Below are 16,312 nucleotides of genomic sequence, written 5' to 3'. Positions count from 1 at the left end.
AGGCCGGCGCGAAAGCGCCGGCCTTCGTGCTTTCAGGAGTGCCAGGCCATGCCCACCCTCACGTCCGCACGCACGCCTGCGAGAACTCGACAGGTGCCGACGCAACCCCGTCCGCGTCCCTCAGGAGCGCACTCCAGCGCGCGACGCCCGTGCCGACGCCATTGCAGGCAAGATTGATCACCACCGGTTGCATCGGATCATCAAAGGTCCTCGTCGACGAGGAGCACGCACCCACCTCGGAACAGGTCGTCAGCGAGAGCTCCACCGACAACGGATACTGGGGGTTCCCGGCATAACGGACTTCGACATCCCTGGCCGATTGAACGGGCACATCGGTGTCTGGAATCGCATGCAGCGCCAAGGGCTCGCACGTCTTTCCCGTTGCCCACAGGCGATAGCCCTTCTCCACCCCTTTCATCGACGCCGAGCGGAAGACGGGATCCTGCAAGGCAGCCACATCCTCAGGATTGGAGTGGTAGGCGGTTTCGACGATCACCGAGGGCATCTTCCCGATGCGGTTCTCGCCGTGCCTGGCCGAGGTCGAACTCTCGCGAATCGGGAAATCCCGATAGCCCGGTTGCGCTCGGATGATTTCACGCATCCCACAGAGAATGCTATCCGCCAGCGCCTTGTCCTGCGGTTTGTCCTGATGATAGTAGACCTCGGTTCCACGCAGGCTGGCTGAATCGCTGCCATTGGTGTGCAGGCTCAGCATGACATCCACACCCAGATGGTTTGCGTAGTTGGGACGAGCCCGTATGTCCTCTTCCTTTTCGCGAGCAGACTCTGGGCTGTTCGGAAACTCATTCCACATGTCGGTGCGTTCGGGGAAAAGCGCCTTGAGGTGGTAGCGGGATGACATGTGCTCCCATGGCTTCCCGGACTCCGGATGGAGTTCCTTGGAGCGGCTGCGTGCCCGGTGCACCGTCAAACCGCTACGTTGTTCGATCAATCCTTGCAGTTCGTCACCAAACAGTGGACTCAGCGTGTCTTCCTGGATGCCGAGAGGCGCTGGGCGCTGGAACTTCCATTCTCTGCTGGGATGCAAGCTGATGTAGCCATGGCTTGCTGACACCAAAGCTGATGTATGCGTCGACTTCTCTTTCGTCTTCGGCGGAACGGCCAGATCCTCGGGGTAGTATTCCTCAAGGGTTTTTCCGTCAAACAGGAAGTCAATATCATTCACATCCAGTCCCGACTTCTCGGCGTAGTGCCTCAACGTAGACGCCATCGGAATCAGGAAGAGCTCGTCATAACCGCGATCCGCGGCCGGGAAGGTATCCAGGCCCAAAGCTGATCACCATCGATCTTGCCTTCACATCCAGACGGATGCTGACGCTGATTTGTCGCAGCTCACCCCTCTCCTGCAAATGACGCGTCAGCTGGTTCGCAGCTTCACGCTCCAACAGCGCAACCACCTCCGCGTAGGCACCTGGATCCTCAAGCACTTTTGCCGGCTGATCTCCAGAAGCCAACACGGGTGGCACAAAGATCAGGCCGCACGCGACCGCGGCAGTTGCAAGCTTCAATCCCTTCATCGTTGATTTCTCCATGTGGTGGGATGCGCGCCGCTCATGCAGCGCCCCGCCACCCTGCCGACCCGTGCGCCGGCGATTCCGCACCCAGCGCACACGGATGGAGAATTCAAATTTTCCTCACCTCCAACCGAAACAAACCAACCCAGCTCCGCCAACACCGTTCGCGATCCACCTGGCCTATCCTTGCCAACCATGCCCTCCACCCGCTTCCTCCACTCCCTTCAGTCCATTCCCGCCACCGATTGGGATGCCCTGCACGACGGCCAGAACCCGTTCGTCAGCCACGCCTTCCTTTCAGGCCTGGAACAGCACGGCTGCCTGCGCGAGGACTGGGGTTGGCAACCCCGGCACTGCACGCTGTGGGAGGGCGAGCGCCTGATCGGCGCCATTCCGGGCTACCTGAAGACCAACTCCCACGGCGAATTCGTGTTCGACCATGCCTGGGCCAACGCCTATGCCCGGCATGGCCGCGACTACTACCCGAAGTGGCTGGGCGCGGTACCGTACTCGCCGGTCACCGGGCCGCGCCTGCTGGCCCGTCACGATTCAGATCGCGCCGCGTTGCTGTCGGTGTTGCGTGATGCGCTGCCGGCACTGGAGGTGTCATCGGCCCATATCAACTTCCACACCGCAGCGGACGAAGCGCTGTTCGGCGAGGACTGGCTGCTGCGCGAGGATGTGCAGTTCCAGTGGCAGAACCCCGGCGAGTGGGCAACGTTCGAGCAGTTCCTCGCCGCGATGGACCACAAGCACCGCAAGAACATCCGCCAGGAACGGGCCAAGGTCACCCGCCAGGGCATCACCTTCCGCGTGGTGCACGGCGACGAGGCCAGCCGCGCCGACCTGCAGGCGATGTACCGCTTCTACCTGCAGACCTTCCTGGAATACGGCAATGCCCCGGCGCTGACCGAGCCCTTCCTGCGCCATCTGGCGATCTCGCTCGGGCGTGGGCTGGTGCTGTTCCTGGCCGAGCAGGAAGGCCAGCCGATTGCCGGCGCACTTTGCCTGCGGGGCGGCAGCACTCTGTATGGCCGCTACTGGGGCGGGGCCACCCTGCCCGGCCTGCATTTCGAAGCCTGTTACTACCAGGGCATCGAGTACTGCCTGCGCGAAGGCCTGAGCCGTTTCGAGCCGGGCGCGCAGGGCGAGCACAAGCTGGCGCGCGGCTTCCTGCCGACCCTGGTGCGCAGCCGGCACTGGGTGGCGGACGCGGATTTTGCCGAAGCGCTGCAGGACTGGTGCCGGCAGGAGCGACGGGATGTGCGGCGGTACCGGCAGGAGCTGCTGGGGCACAGCCCATTTCGCGCGGACGGGTGACCTGCCAACCAAGGTGGGCATCTGCCGCGGCATTCGCGCGGGGCCGCGACGAATACAATGCCGGCATGACCCGCCAGCTGCCCTGGCGCCTGGCCGACGCGCCGGACGCGCCCTTTCCCCCAGCCGAGACCGCCCTGCGCCAGCCCGACGGCCTGCTCGCCGTGGGCGGCGACCTGCACCCGGCGCGCCTGCTCAACGCGTATGCGGGCGGCATCTTTCCGTGGTTCAGCGAGGGCGAACCGATCCTGTGGTGGTCGCCCGACCCGCGCATGGTGTTCCGCACCGATGGCGTGCACCTGTCCAGCCGCTTCCGCCGCCAGCTACGTGGCTGCGACTGGGAGGTCACTGCCGACACCGCGTTTGGCCAGGTGATGCGCGCCTGCGCCGCCGCGCCGCGGCCCGGCCAGGACGGCACCTGGATCAGCCCGGCCATGATCGAGGCCTACAGCCAGCTGCACGACCTCGGGTTTGCCCACTCGTTCGAGGTCTGGGACCGGCAGACGCTGGTCGGCGGCATCTACGGTGTGGCGATCGGTACCGTGTTTTTCGGCGAGAGCATGTTCAGCGGTGCCAGCGGGGGCTCCAAGATCGCGCTGGCCGCGTTGGCGGCCACGCTTGCCGGCTGGGGCTGGCCGCTGATCGATGCCCAGGTGGAGAATCCACACCTGCTGCGGATGGGCGCCACGCATCTGCCGCGCGCGGCGTTTCTGGATCACGTGCGCCAGGCGGTGCGCGACAAGGGCCGTGAAGGCCCGTGGACGCAGGCGGTGGGACGCCTGCCGGCTCGGCGTTTGGCCGGGGGTTAACACAAACTTTGCAAGCTGGGCCGGTCACGCGTAAAATACTGCGCCTTAGGCCCAGCGTGGCCGTTTTCTGAACCGCACAGGACTACATGTCGAAAGACGATTCCATCGAGTTCGAGGGCACCGTCAGCGAGACGCTGCCGAACACCACTTTCCGCGTTCGTCTGGAAAATGGGCACGAGATCATTGCCCATATCTCCGGCCGCATGCGCAAGAACTACATCCGCATCCTCACCGGTGACCGGGTCAAGGTTGAAATGACCCCGTACGACCTGACCAAGGGTCGTATCACCTACCGCATGAAGTAAGCGGTCGGCGCCTGGCGCCACGTCGACAAGGCCAGCCCTGGTTGCTGGCCTTTTGTCATGCCTGCCATCCGGCCCTGCCGGAGGTCATCGTGACCGAACTCACCGTGACGTCGGTCAGCCCTGCTTGCGGCAGATTCGCATCTGCATCCGCGGCGGCATCGTAGGAACCGATCCAGTCCGGATCGCCATCCCCTGCCCCGCCATGAACATGCCCTCGCTGACCGCCCTGCTCATCGCCCTCGTCGCGTCCGCCAGCGCGCTGCCTGCGCGCGCCGCCGATACCCCCGCTGCGGCGAACGCCGCTGACTGCATCCAACTGGGCGGCGACCAGCAACTGGTGCGCGCCGGCGCCTCGCGCAACATCCTGCTGCGCAATGGCCAGGACCACTATGTCGTGCATTTCCAGGACGACTGCTCCGCTGCGGCCCATTCGCGCAAGCTGAGCTTCTTCACCGATGGCCAGCAGGGCCTGCTGTGCGCCGCCGGGCGCAGCCAGCTGCGCACCGACGCCAACCGCTGCACCGTGGCGCAGGTCGAACCCATCGACGAGGCCACCTTCAAGAAGAAAGCCCGCCAGCGCAGCCGCTGACGTCGCGTACAACAAGGGCGGCCGAAGCCGCCCTTGTCATGTCAGGTCCGTCGAAACCGGACGGAGGTCAGCTCACTCCACCGTGACCGGCAGCAAGCGCTCCGGCTCGGCCTGGGTCTCGACCACCAGTTCGTCGTCGCGCACATCGATGCTCACCTTGCCGCCATTGACCAGCTTGCCGAACAGCAGCTCGTCGGCCAGCGGCCGCTTGATCTTGTCCTGGATCACGCGGGCCATCGGACGGGCACCCATCAGCGGGTCGAAGCCGTGGTGGGCCAGCCAGTCGCGCGCGGTCGGCGTGGCCGACAGGCTGACGTGCTTGTCCTGCAGCAGCATCTCCAGCTCGATCAGGAACTTGTCGACCACGCGCAGGATGTGCTCGAAGCCCAGCGCCTGGAACTGCACCACCGCATCGAGGCGGTTGCGGAATTCCGGGGTGAAGCTGCGGCGGATGGTCTCCATCGCGTCGGTGGCATGGTCCTGCTTGGTGAAGCCGATCGAACGCCGCGAGGCCTGCGCCGCGCCAGCATTGGTAGTCATCACCAGTACAACGTTCTTGAAGTTGGCCTCGCGACCGTTGGTATCGGTCAACACGCCGCGGTCCATCACCTGCAACAGGATGTTGAAGATGTCCGGATGCGCCTTCTCGATCTCGTCCAGCAGCAGCACGCAGTGCGGCGTCTTGACGATCTTCTCGGTCAGCAGGCCGCCCTGGTCGAAGCCGACATAGCCCGGAGGGGCACCGATCAGGCGGCTGATCGAATGCGGCTCCATGTACTCGGACATGTCGAAGCGGACCAACTCGATGCCCAGCTGCAGCGCCAGCTGCTTGGTCACCTCGGTCTTGCCGACACCGGTCGGCCCGGCGAACAGGAAGTTGCCGATCGGCTTTTCCGGATTGCCCAGGCCCGAGCGGGCCAGCTTGATCGCCGAGGACAGCGTCTCGATGGCCGGGTCCTGGCCGAAGATCACCATCTTCAGGTTGCGCTCCAGGTGCTGCAGCACGTCCTTGTCGGTGGCACTGACCTGCTTGGTCGGGATGCGCGCCATCTTGGCCACGATCGCTTCCACTTCCTCGACGTCGATCAGCTCCTTGCGCTGGCCTTCCGGCAGCAGGCGCTGGCGGGCACCGGCCTCGTCGATCACGTCGATGGCCTTGTCCGGCAGCAGGCGGTCGCCGATGTGCTTCACCGACAGGTCCACCGCCGCCTGCAGCGCTTCGTCCGAATAGGTCACACCGTGGTGCAGCTCGTACTTGGACTTCAGTCCCTGCAGGATCTCGTAGGTCTCGCCCACGGTCGGCTCGACGATGTCGATCTTCTGGAAGCGGCGGGCCAGCGCCCGGTCCTTCTCGAAGATGCCGCGGTATTCCTGGAAGGTGGTCGAGCCGATGCAGCGCAGCTCGCCGGAGGCCAGCGCCGGCTTGATCAGGTTGGACGCATCCATGGTGCCGCCCGAGGCCGAGCCGGCACCGATGATGGTGTGGATCTCGTCGATGAACAGCACCGCGTTGGGCACCTTCTTCAGTGCGGTCAGCACGCTCTTCAGGCGCTTCTCGAAGTCGCCACGGTACTTGGTGCCGGCCACCAGCGCGCCCAGGTCGAGCGAGTAGATCACCGCGTCGGCCAGCACTTCGGGTACCGAGCCCTCGACGATGCGGCGGGCCAGGCCCTCGGCGATGGCGGTCTTGCCCACGCCGGCCTCACCCACGTACAGCGGGTTGTTCTTGCGACGGCGGCACAGGACCTGGATCGTGCGCTCGATCTCGTCGGCGCGGCCGACCAGCGGATCGATGCGGCCGGACCGCGCCTGTTCGTTGAGGTTGCTGGCAAATTCGGTCAGTGCATCGCCCTTCGGCTCGCCCTCCCCGCCCTCCATGCGGCCCTCGCCCTCGGAGGAGGAGGACGGCTGCTCGCCTTCCTCGCCCAGCTTGGCGATGCCGTGGGACAGGTAATTGACCACATCCAGCCGGGTCACATCCTGCTGGTTGAGGTAATAGACGGCGTGGGAGTCCTTTTCGCCGAAGATGGCGACCAGCACGTTGGCGCCGGTGACCTCCTTCTTGCCCGAGGACTGCACGTGGTACACGGCCCGCTGCAGCACCCGCTGGAAACCCAGTGTCGGCTGGGTATCGCGGCCGTCATCTTCGGCCAGGCGGGACACGGAGGCCTCGATGGCCTGCTCCAGCTCCTGGCGCAGGCGTTCGGCGTCGGCACCACAGGCCTTCAGTACGGCCTGGGCAGACGGGTTGTCGAGCAGTGCCAACAGCAGGTGTTCGACCGTCATGAACTCATGCCGGGCCTCACGGGCGCGCTTGTAGCACTGGCCGATGGTGTGTTCGAGGTCTTTGCTGAACATGGATTACTCCGGCGGCAGATGGGAACAATATGCGGCCTGACTACGCGATTTCCATCACCCTAGCGGATTGCTGCGTTCAGATGGCGTTAGCACTGCAGATCGCTTGATCTTCATTCACTCCAGGATCGTACAACCGGCATGAGCGAACCCTACCTGAGCCGCTGGCGATTGCGGCGTGATGGCCCGGCCATCCGTACGCCCCACGCCCGGCTCTGGCCGGTGCTGACCGCCGGCGGCGAGCCGGCGATGCTGAAGATTGCCGGCGAAACCGAGGAGCAGAACGGCCATCGCCTGCTGCGCTGGTGGGACGGCGATGGCGCTGCCCGGCTGCTGGTCCACGAGGGGCCGGCGATCCTGATCGAGCGCGCCAGCGGTCAGTCGCTGCGGCAACGCTCGATCGATGGCGCCGATGACGCCTGCACCACGATCCTGTGCCAGGTCCTGCGGAGGCTGCACCGGCCACGGAGCGCGCCGCCAGCAGACCTGGTCTGCCTGCGTAGATGGTTCGCCGACCTGCTGCAGCCAAGGGCCGCGCTGCCGCCACTGCTGGAACAGTGCAGATCACTGGCAGAAGGGGTATTGCAGGAAGAACAGGAGATCCGGCCGCTGCACGGCGACCTGCACCATGACAACGTGCTGGATTTTGGTGCGCGCGGCTGGCTGGCGATCGATCCGAAACGGCTGCTGGGTGACCGCGCGTTCGACTACACGACGCTGTTCAGCAATCCGGATCTGTGCGGCCCGGGCATCCACGTGGCCACGCGGCCGGAGCGGTTTGCCGCCCGGCTGGAACAGGTCAGTGCGCTCGCCGGGCTGGAACGGGCGCGCCTGCTGCGCTGGATTGCCGCCAGCGCGGCACTGTCGGCCGTGTGGTTCCGGGACGATGGCGACCCCGCCGACATCGACGAGGCGGTGGCGCGGATGGCTCTGGAGGCGCTGGCGGAGAGGTGAGACCCGCGCTTGGCAGGTGCCCACCTTGGTGGGCACACCCATCCGGGATCGATGTGCCCGGACGAGAATCGGCAGCCGGTCAGGCCTTTTCCATCGTGCACAGCAGCGGGTGCTGGTTCATCCGCGAATACTCGTTGACCTGGGCAACCTTGGTCTCGGCGACCTCGCGGGTGAACACGCCGCAGACGCCGCGGCCGCGGGTATGGACGTGCAGCATCACCTGCGTGGCCTTGTCCAGGTCCATGCTGAAGAACTGCTGCAGTACATCCACCACGAAATCCATCGGGGTGTAGTCGTCGTTGAGCAGCATCACCTGGTAGAACGGCGGCGGCGCCACTTCCGGGCGCGCGGGCTCCACGGCAACGCCGTGCTCGTGATGGGAATCGGGGGAGGACTCATGGGGCATCCACCCATTATAGAGGTTGCACCGCGCCTGCGTCGGCCCGCCGCGGATTGGACGGCACGCACGCCCAACGTCACAATTGCAGCTTCTTTCAACACTGCTTCACAGGATCTTCATGAAAAGGACCCTTCTGCCCGCCCTGCTGATCACCCTGGCCGCTGCCGGTGCTGCCACCGCCGCACCCCAGGCCGACAAGTCCGTGGCCCGCCACCTGGACAAGCTGGGTTACACCTACGAGGTCGACGAGGATGGCGACTACCGCATGGTCTTCGACGTCGAGGGTGACCGCACCCAGATGGTCTACGTGCGCTCGGCGGTGGAAGACTTCGGCAGCCACAACATCCGCGAGATCTGGTCGCCGGCCTACAGTGCCAAGACCAAGCAGTTCCCGGTGGCCGTGGCCAACCGCCTGCTGGAAGATTCGCAGGACGCCAAGATGGGCGGCTGGGTGAAGCAGGACACCACCGCCATGTTCGTGGTGAAGATCGACGCCGATGCCACCCCCGACCAGCTCAGCGACGCCATCGATGCGGCCATCCGCACCGCCGACGCAATGGAGCTGGAACTGACCAAGAAGGACGAGTTCTGAGTTGAACGCCACGCCGGACCCGCGCTGGGCACCGCACGCCACCGTCGCCACGGTGGTGGTCGACGGCGGCCGCGTGCTGCTGGTTGAAGAGACCATCGACGGCCGTCCGGTGCTCAACCAGCCGGCCGGCCACCTCGAGCCGGGCGAAAGCCTGGCCGAGGCTGCCCTGCGCGAGACCCGCGAGGAAACCGGCTGGACCGTGCAGCTGACCCACTTCATCGGCTGCTACCAGTGGACCGCCGGCGACGGCACTGCCTTCCTGCGCTTCTGCTATGCGGCGCGCCCGGTCTCGCACGACCCGGCGCAGCCGTTGGACACCGGCATCGACCGTGCGCTGTGGCTGACCCCGGCCGAGCTGCAGGCCGCCGGCGCGCGCCAGCGCAGCCCGTTGGTATGGCAGGTGGTGGCCGATTACCTGGGTGGCCAGCGCCATCCGCTTTCACTGGTCCGGGAGGTCGCATGAGCACTCCGCGCGTGATGGTGGGCGTGTCCGGTGGCGTCGATTCCTCGGTCGCCGCCTGGCGCCTGGTCCAGCAGGGCGAGGCCGTGGCTGGCCTGTTCATGCAGAACTGGGCCGACGACGGCAGCGGTGACTGCCGCGCCGAGGACGACCGCCGCGATGCGGTGGCGGTCTGCGGCCTGCTCGGCATCCCATTCCACTTCCGCGACTTCTCCAGCGAGTACTGGCAGGGCGTGTTCGAGCACTTCCTGGCCGAGTATGCGGCCGGCCGCACGCCGAACCCGGACGTGCTGTGCAACCGCGAAGTGAAGTTCAAGCATTTCCTGGATGCTGCCCGCGAGCTGGGCGCCGAGCGCATCGCCACCGGCCACTATGCCCGGGTAACCCAGCGCGGCCACCAGTGGCTGCTGCTGCGCGGCGCCGACCGTTCCAAGGACCAGAGCTACTTCCTGCACCAGCTGGGCCAGGAGCAGCTGGCGGCCACCCTGTTCCCGATCGGCGACCTGGAAAAGAGCGACCTGCGCCGGATCGCGCGCGACGTTGGCCTGCCGACCCACGCCAAGAAGGATTCCACCGGCATCTGCTTCATCGGTGAGCGCGATTTCCGCGAGTTCCTTGGACGCTATTTGCCGGCCAAGCCGGGCCAGATCCTCGACCCGGCCGACGGCAGCGTGATTGCCGAGCATCCGGGCGTGTTCTATTTCACGCTGGGCCAGCGCGAGGGCCTCAACATCGGCGGCGTGCGTGGCCGCCCGGCTGCACCGTGGTATGTGGTCGGCAAGGATGTGGCCAGCAACGTGCTGTACGTGGACCAGGACCGCGACAGCCCGTGGATGCTGTCCGGGCGCCTGCGTTCGGAACGCGCGCACTGGATCGCCGGCGCGCCGCCGGCGCGGCGTTTCGAATGTACTGCCCAGACCCGTTACCGCCAGCCCGATGAGCCCTGCACGGTGCAGGTGCTGGATGACGGCAGCGTGCTGGTCACCTTCGCGCGCCCGCAGCGCGCCGTTACCCCCGGTCAATCGTTGGTGCTGTATGACGGTGACGTGTGCCTGGGTGGCGCGGTGATCGCCGCCACCGATGCGCCGCTGGAAGAGCGCCTGCGCACCACCCCCTCCCCTTTTGAGGTAATCGCTGCATGAGTTTCACTGTCGACGACCGCGTCCTGGCCCTGGCCGGCATTGCCCAGGCCCTGCAGCAGGTCCGCCGCATCGCCGATACCGGCCATTCCGACGCCGCCGCCGTACGCACCGCCATGGACAGCGTGTTCCGCGTGGATGCGTCCTCGCCGCAGGCGGTGTTCGGTGACCGCCATGCATTGAAGGCGGGGCTGCGCCTGCTGCACAACTACTTCCGCAGCCAGGGCCAGGACCCGATCCTGCCCAAGCTGGCCCTGTCGGTGCTGCAGCTGGAGCGCCGCTTCGTGCAGGACGGGGCGACCGTGAACAAGGTCGCCTCCGGCATCGAGCGCGCCCAGCGCCAGGCCGCCGAACTGGGTGACAGCGGTCACCCGGACGTGCTCGCCAGCCTGGGCGGCCTGTACGCCGACACCATCAGCCACCTCAAGCCGCGGGTGATGGTCCAGGGCAACCCGCACTACCTGGGCCAGGCCGGCGTGGTGGCGGAGATCCGCGCCCTGCTGCTGGCCGCGGTGCGCGCGGCGGTGCTCTGGCGGCAGCTGGGTGGCAGCTACTGGGATTTCCTGTTCGGGCGAAAGGCGATGATCGAGGCCGTGGACCGCCTGCTGGCCTGAGGGTGTGGGGTCAGAGCCCTTTTCCATGGAAAAGGGATCCGACCCCGTTGCTGCCTGCCCAAGGGGTCGGATCCCTTTCCGGCACGGAAAGGGCTCTGACCCCGAGGCCGCCAGGGCGCCGGAAAACCGGCGCATTCAGAATGCACTTCGAGGCACATCGACGTTAAAGAGAAAGGGGGTACGGCCGATACATCCTCCGTGCACCTCCCGAGAACGTCCATGTACTCACGCATTTTCATCCGTCTGGCCGCCCCCCTGGCTCTGACCCTGCTGCTCCCCTTCGCCATCGGTTTCGAATGGCCGGCCGCCCTGCGCTGGGCGATCCTGACCACGATGACGCTGAGCTGGCTCGGCTTTGCGTGGTGGACCACCCGCGCCCAGGCACATCGTTCCCCCGAGCACGCCCGTGTCCTGCGCGAACAGGACCAGCTGCTGACCGAGCTGCGCAACTTCGTCGGCAACGAGATCGACGGTTCGCGTGGCGAAGTGGAACGCGCCCGTGACCTGATCCGCCAGGCCGTCTCCAGCCTCGGCGGCAGCTTCGATGCGATGAACCGCAAGTCGCGCCAGCAGAGCCAGGCCCTGTCGCGCATCGTCGACCGCGCCGGTGATGAAGGCAATGCCGGCCTCGACGTCGCCCGTTTCGCCCAGCACGCCAGCCATCGCATGGAACAGCTGGTGGAAGCGCTGGAACAGGTCAGCGGCCAGAGCAGCACCACCGTGCAGCACATCGACCAGATGGCGCAGCACCTGGATGGCATCTTCGCGTTGCTGGAAGACGTCAAGTCGATCGCCGACCAGACCAACCTGCTGGCGCTGAACGCGGCCATCGAAGCGGCGCGTGCCGGTGAAGCCGGTCGTGGCTTTGCCGTGGTCGCCGACGAAGTGCGCAACCTGTCCGAGCGCTCGACCACCTTCAACGAGCAGATCCGCAAGCTGGCGCACAGCTCCAAGGACGCCATTGCCAAGGTGCGCGAGACGGTCTCGCACATGGCCTCGCGTGACATGGACCGCTCCCGCGAAGCGCGCCAGGAAGCGGCGGCAATGCTCGACAATGTCGCGCAGATCAATGCCTCGCTCGGCGACGGCATGCGCGAAGTGTCCGAGTGCGCCCGTGCGATCGATGGCAGCGTGGCCGAAGCCGTGCGCGCCCTGCAGTTCGAAGACATCGCCACCCAGGCCCTGGGCGGCGTGCACACCCACCTGGACCGCCTGACCGCCATCAATCGCGAAGCGGTGGCCCTGCAGGAGCTGCTGCACCGCAACGGCGGCGTGTTCGACGAAGAGATTGCCAGCGCCCTGCAGCGCACCGGCAACCGCCTGCGCGAGCTGCGCAGCGAATGGGAACGCCCGCCGCACAAGCCGGTCGCCCAGCAGAGCATGGGCGCCGGCACCGTCGAGCTGTTCTGATCCTGATGTCCGCTGCCCTCGCCGGCAGCCCGCAAGGCCCCGGTTCACCCGGGGCCTTTGCCTGTGACCCGCCGTTGGATGCATCCTGTACGCGCACCATGACCCTGATCCGCGCCCTGCCCGCCCTCACCGACACCGAGCGCCCGCGCAACGCGAGCGTGCGTGAGCAGTTGCAGCAGCTGGAAGACGTCGCCCGCGAGGAACTGCTCGAACTGCAGCACCTGGCCGATGCGCGCCCCGCCCCCTCCCGAGCCGACGATGAACTGCTGGGCCTGGCATGGGACCTGGGGCTGGATGGCGAAGCCCTGAAGTAGATCCGCGTCCTGCGTGATGGCCGTCGCGCATGGCATGATCCACCGGTCCCGTTCATGGAAGACCGATGGCCATCGCCCTGATCGCAGTACTCCTGATCGAAACGATCCTTCTGATGGCCTGGGTGGCCGGCTATTTCAGCTGGGGCATCACCCTGTTCAACGAACGCATTGCGGCGTCACCGGCCATGCAGGCCCGCCTCTCGCTGGGCAGCCTGGAACGTGACCTGCCACAGGACAAGTGGCTGCGACTGGCTTTCCATGCGCTGCCCGATGGCAGCATGGCGTTCCGCGAGAGCTTCGCGCCGAGCTTCGGCCTGCGCTACTTCCCGGTGATGCGCGGTCGCATCGTACTCAAAGTGCGACGGCACGAGGTGCGGGTGACGGGCCTGTGCAGCTGGTTCGTGGCGATCCTGTCGCTGCTGCTGTTGCCGCTGGTGGCGATGCGCCCGATGGTGGCGCCGATGCTGCTGGTACTGCCGCTGTTCCTGGCCAGCTACCTGGTCCAGAAGCGGCGCTACGCGGCCGTCGTCGAGGCCCTGCGCATGCAGTTGAAGGCGGAGTTTCCCAGGTAGGGCCACGCCGTGCGTGGATGGTCGCGCGCCCGCGCATCCGTGCCGACCGACGGCCGGCACCCACCGGAGCCGGGCGCACCAGAGTCAGGCCACACCGGGCCGGCATCTGCCAGCGCAGATCGTCAGCGCACCAGCACCGCTTCGCCGCTGGCGTCGGTGCGCATCGGCGCCGGGCGCTGCTGGCGCAGCCACTGCGCCAGATCACGTGGGCTGAGCGGGCGCGAGTACAGGTAGCCCTGGATCTCGTCGCAGCCCTGGCGGCGCAGCATGTCTTCTTCCTGGTGGGTTTCCACGCCTTCGGCCACCACCTTCATGCCCAGCGCGTGGCCCAGGTGGACGATGGCCTGGGTGACTTCGGCCGTGCCCGAGTCATGCAGCATCCCTTGCACGAAGCTGCGGTCGATCTTCAGGCGCCCCACCGGGAAGCGATTGAGGTAATTGAGGTTGGAGAAGCCGGTGCCGAAGTCGTCCACCGCCAGCGGCACGCCGTGCCGCTCCAGCACGTCGAAGCAGTGGCGCAGGATGTCGGTGTCACGGATCAGCGCCGACTCGGTCAGCTCCAGTTCCAGCCGTTGCGGCGGCCAGCCATGGGCATGGCAGATCTCGATCACGCGCTCGGCGAAGCCGCGATCCCGTAGCTGCACCGCCGACACATTGACCGCGATGCGATCAAAGTGCAGTCCGGCACGATCCCACGCGGTTGCCTGGCGGCAGGCCTCGTTCAGCACCCAGTCGCCGATGCGCACGATCTCGCCGCACTTTTCGGCAATGGGAATGAACTCGGCCGGGCTGCAGTAGCCGATGCCGGGTCGGTGCCAGCGCAACAGTGCCTCGATCGCCGGTGGCTCGCCGTGGTGGGCGTGCAGCAGCGGCTGGTAGGCCAGGCTGAACTCGTCGCGCTCGATCGCCCCATGCAGGGCATGCTCGACGTCCAGCCGACGCTGGATGCGGGCCAGCGCGTCCTGGCTGTAGTACTGGTAGGTATTGCGCCCGGCTTCCTTGGCCGCATACATCGCGGCGTCGGCCGCGCGCAGCAGTGAGTCGAAATCGGTCTGCGCATCGCCCAGCATGGCGATGCCGACACTGGCGCCGACCTTCAACGTGGTCTCGCCACGGCGCAGCGGCTCAGCCAACGAGGCAATCAGCTTGCGCGCCACGTGACCGGCGTCCTCCGGCTCGGCCAGGTCACGCAGCACCACGATGAATTCGTCGCCACTGAAGCGGCCGAACAGGTCGTTGTTGCGCAGGTTCTGGTGCAGCCGGGTGGCGGCGGCCTTCAGCAGCGCATCGCCGGTGGCGTGGCCGAAGCTGTCGTTGATGGTCTTGAAGCCGTCCAGGTCGATGAACAGCATCGCCAGCGAGGTACCGCGATCGCGCGCTTCCTCGATGGCCTCGGCAGTCTGCTCGCCGAGCAGCACGCGATTGGGCAGGCCGGTCAGCAGATCGTAGTGGGCCAGCAGTTCGATGCGCTCGTTGGCTTCGCGCTCGCGGGTGATGTCACGGAACAGGACGACGAACCGCGGCGGCAGGCCGTCACGACGGTCCAGTTCGATCAGCACCTGCACCCAGACGCGCAGGCCGGACTGGCGGTAGAAGCACAGGTCCAGCTGCTCGGGCAGGCCGCCGTTGGCGATACGGGCGAGCGCCGCCTCGAACGCGTTGCGCGAGTCCTCGGTGTACAGCGCCAGCGCCTGGTCGAGGGTGATCGGTTCCTTGCGCAGGCCATGGATGCGGTAGCACTCCTCGGTCCATTGCATGCTTCGGGTCTGCACTTCGATCTCGCAGCCGCCGATGCGGCCCAGCGCGGAGACCCGGTTCAGCAGTTCGGTGCGCCAGCGGATCAACGCATCGGTCTGGTGCTGTTCGGTGATGTTCTGTACCTGGCCGAGCAGGCGCTTGGGTTGCCCATCCATGTCCAGCAGCGGCTGCATCCATAGCCGCAGGTGCTGCGAGGGCTCGTGGCCGCGGGTCAGCTCCAGCTCGAGGTTGGCAGCCCGGCCATCGCGCCACAACCGCCGCCATGCCGCGCGCAGCGCGCCGCGGGAGCGTGGATGCAGCTGCTTCAGCCAACGCCGCTGGCCCGGAACGGCGCCCTGCTCCAGGGCCAGCAGCGAACGCAGTTCCGGCGACCACCAGAAATGCCCGCTGTTGGGATCAAACGACCAGCTGCCCATGCTGGCGATGCGCTGGGCCTCGCTCAGGTGCAGCTGCTGTTCCTGCAGCAGCGATTCGAGCTGCTTCTGCTGCTCGATATCGGTATGCGTGCCGACCATGCGCAGGGGCTGGCCATCGGCGGTGCGGGCGACCACCCGGCCGCGATCGAGCACCCAACGCCACTGCCCGTCGGCCTGGCGGAAACGGAACTGTGCGCTGTACTGCTCGCTGTGCCCGCGCAGGTGCTCGTCGAGCGCGGCGCGCACCTGCACGATGTCCTCGCCGTGCACGCGTGCCAGCATGCCGGTCGCAGCATCCTCGCTGAGCGCGGGCGTGCGTGTGACGCGGTCACCGGGAATGTCCCAGTCCCACAGGCTGTGGCCGGCACTGTCCAGCGCCAGCTCCCAGCGCCCGCCTCCGTCCACCGGCACCGGCTCGGGGATGCTCAGGGTGAAGGCCAGCAGGTTGCCGGCGCCGTCGTGCACCGCACGCAGGTGGCCGTCGTAGTGCCCGCGCGGACCGCCCGGCAGCGTGCAGGCGACGATGCCGCCATCGGCGGCCATCAGGCGCAGATCTTCCAGCATCGGCGCATAGGCTGCCACGGTGGCCGGCAGGCCATGCTCGCGCGCGGCCGGATTGGCCGCCAGCGGGCGCCCGGCACGGTCGACGATGACCAGCGCCGACGCAAGCGGGTGCTGCAGCAGGCTGGCGATGATCCCTTGGTCCACGCGATCTTGCTCCGGATGACACGCCCGTCAGCGGGGCACGCAGTGGTTAACGGCGCCTGCGGCGG

17 protein-coding genes are annotated in these 16,312 nt (G+C 66.8%); 12 read left to right on the top strand and 5 right to left on the bottom strand.

Translation table 11 applies throughout. The annotated features are described in order from the left end of the window. Positions 1–58: 58 nt before the first annotated feature. Together BLS66_RS03600 and BLS66_RS20865 are read right to left on the bottom strand one after the other, a co-directional pair. Positions 59–1,291, bottom strand: a complete 1,233-nt coding sequence (locus BLS66_RS03600; RefSeq protein WP_244152941.1) for an N-acetylmuramoyl-L-alanine amidase — start codon at positions 1,289–1,291, stop codon at positions 59–61. Beyond that, entirely contained in the window at positions 1,251–1,538 is a 288-nt protein-coding gene (locus BLS66_RS20865; protein ID WP_244152940.1) for a hypothetical protein, read from the bottom strand. The genes BLS66_RS03600 and BLS66_RS20865 overlap by 41 nt, the downstream gene beginning before the upstream one ends. A gap of 192 nt (positions 1,539–1,730) precedes the next feature. Here BLS66_RS20865 and BLS66_RS03595 point away from each other — a divergent pair, with 192 nt between their 5' ends. From BLS66_RS03595 to BLS66_RS03580, 4 genes are all read left to right on the top strand, one after another. Further along, a complete protein-coding gene (locus BLS66_RS03595; RefSeq protein ID WP_074725098.1) occupies positions 1,731–2,855 on the top strand; it encodes a GNAT family N-acetyltransferase in 1,125 nt (374 codons plus the stop codon). 65 nt (positions 2,856–2,920) lie between these two features. After that, positions 2,921–3,661: a leucyl/phenylalanyl-tRNA--protein transferase gene (gene aat / locus BLS66_RS03590; RefSeq protein WP_074725097.1), complete on the top strand. Its 741-nt coding sequence runs from the start codon at positions 2,921–2,923 to the stop codon at positions 3,659–3,661. 86 nt (positions 3,662–3,747) lie between these two features. After that, positions 3,748–3,966, top strand: a complete 219-nt coding sequence (gene infA, locus BLS66_RS03585) for a translation initiation factor IF-1 (protein WP_005409596.1) — start codon at positions 3,748–3,750, stop codon at positions 3,964–3,966. Positions 3,967–4,168: 202 nt separating this feature from the next. Continuing rightward, positions 4,169–4,555 (top strand): hypothetical protein, encoded by a 387-nt coding sequence (locus tag BLS66_RS03580; RefSeq protein WP_049467732.1) that lies wholly within the window; start codon positions 4,169–4,171, stop codon positions 4,553–4,555. 72 nt (positions 4,556–4,627) lie between these two features. Here BLS66_RS03580 and clpA read toward each other — a convergent pair whose 3' ends face one another. Further along, on the bottom strand, positions 4,628–6,913 hold the full coding sequence (clpA, locus tag BLS66_RS03575) for an ATP-dependent Clp protease ATP-binding subunit ClpA (protein WP_049467738.1): 2,286 nt from the start codon (positions 6,911–6,913) through the stop codon (positions 4,628–4,630). Between the two features lie 138 nt (positions 6,914–7,051). Between clpA and BLS66_RS03570 the strand changes: the two genes are divergently transcribed. Next, a complete protein-coding gene (locus tag BLS66_RS03570) occupies positions 7,052–7,864 on the top strand; it encodes an APH(6) family putative aminoglycoside O-phosphotransferase (RefSeq protein WP_074725096.1) in 813 nt (270 codons plus the stop codon). A gap of 79 nt (positions 7,865–7,943) precedes the next feature. On the opposite strand, the gene clpS is transcribed toward BLS66_RS03570, so the two are convergent. Next, the gene (gene clpS, locus BLS66_RS03565; RefSeq protein ID WP_006444529.1) at positions 7,944–8,270 is read right to left on the bottom strand and encodes an ATP-dependent Clp protease adapter ClpS; all 327 of its coding nucleotides are present in this window, start codon (positions 8,268–8,270) and stop codon (positions 7,944–7,946) included. Positions 8,271–8,382: 112 nt separating this feature from the next. Here clpS and BLS66_RS03560 point away from each other — a divergent pair, with 112 nt between their 5' ends. The 7 genes from BLS66_RS03560 (at position 8,383) to BLS66_RS03530 (ending at position 13,365) form a co-directional block, all read left to right on the top strand. After that, complete coding sequence (locus BLS66_RS03560) at positions 8,383–8,856, top strand: hypothetical protein (RefSeq protein ID WP_049467743.1); 474 nt, start codon at positions 8,383–8,385, stop codon at positions 8,854–8,856. A 1-nt stretch (position 8,857) separates the two neighbouring features. Beyond that, entirely contained in the window at positions 8,858–9,319 is a 462-nt protein-coding gene (locus tag BLS66_RS03555; protein WP_049467746.1) for an NUDIX hydrolase, read from the top strand. After that, complete coding sequence (gene mnmA, locus BLS66_RS03550) at positions 9,316–10,458, top strand: tRNA 2-thiouridine(34) synthase MnmA (RefSeq protein ID WP_049467749.1); 1,143 nt, start codon at positions 9,316–9,318, stop codon at positions 10,456–10,458. Before BLS66_RS03555 ends, mnmA begins: the two co-directional genes overlap by 4 nt. Continuing rightward, entirely contained in the window at positions 10,455–11,069 is a 615-nt protein-coding gene (gene hflD / locus BLS66_RS03545; RefSeq protein ID WP_074725095.1) for a high frequency lysogenization protein HflD, read from the top strand. Before mnmA ends, hflD begins: the two co-directional genes overlap by 4 nt. A gap of 219 nt (positions 11,070–11,288) precedes the next feature. Continuing rightward, a complete protein-coding gene (locus BLS66_RS03540; protein ID WP_014647075.1) occupies positions 11,289–12,479 on the top strand; it encodes a methyl-accepting chemotaxis protein in 1,191 nt (396 codons plus the stop codon). 98 nt (positions 12,480–12,577) lie between these two features. Continuing rightward, positions 12,578–12,793, top strand: coding sequence for a hypothetical protein (locus tag BLS66_RS03535; RefSeq protein WP_053463201.1), 216 nt, complete (start codon positions 12,578–12,580; stop codon positions 12,791–12,793). A 65-nt stretch (positions 12,794–12,858) separates the two neighbouring features. Next, positions 12,859–13,365 (top strand): hypothetical protein, encoded by a 507-nt coding sequence (locus tag BLS66_RS03530; protein WP_074725094.1) that lies wholly within the window; start codon positions 12,859–12,861, stop codon positions 13,363–13,365. Between the two features lie 122 nt (positions 13,366–13,487). Here the strand turns inward: BLS66_RS03530 and BLS66_RS03525 are convergent, their stop codons facing one another. Continuing rightward, positions 13,488–16,247 carry a bifunctional diguanylate cyclase/phosphodiesterase gene (locus BLS66_RS03525; RefSeq protein ID WP_074725093.1) on the bottom strand — a complete coding sequence of 920 codons (2,760 nt, stop codon included), beginning with the start codon at positions 16,245–16,247 and terminating at the stop codon, positions 13,488–13,490. Between the last annotated feature and the right edge of the window lie 65 nt (positions 16,248–16,312).

The organism is Stenotrophomonas pavanii (assembly GCF_900101175.1).
GTDB lineage: Bacteria > Pseudomonadota > Gammaproteobacteria > Xanthomonadales > Xanthomonadaceae > Stenotrophomonas > Stenotrophomonas pavanii.
The sequence above is the reverse complement of the archived record's forward strand: the minus strand, read 5'-3'. Positions and strand labels throughout refer to the sequence as shown.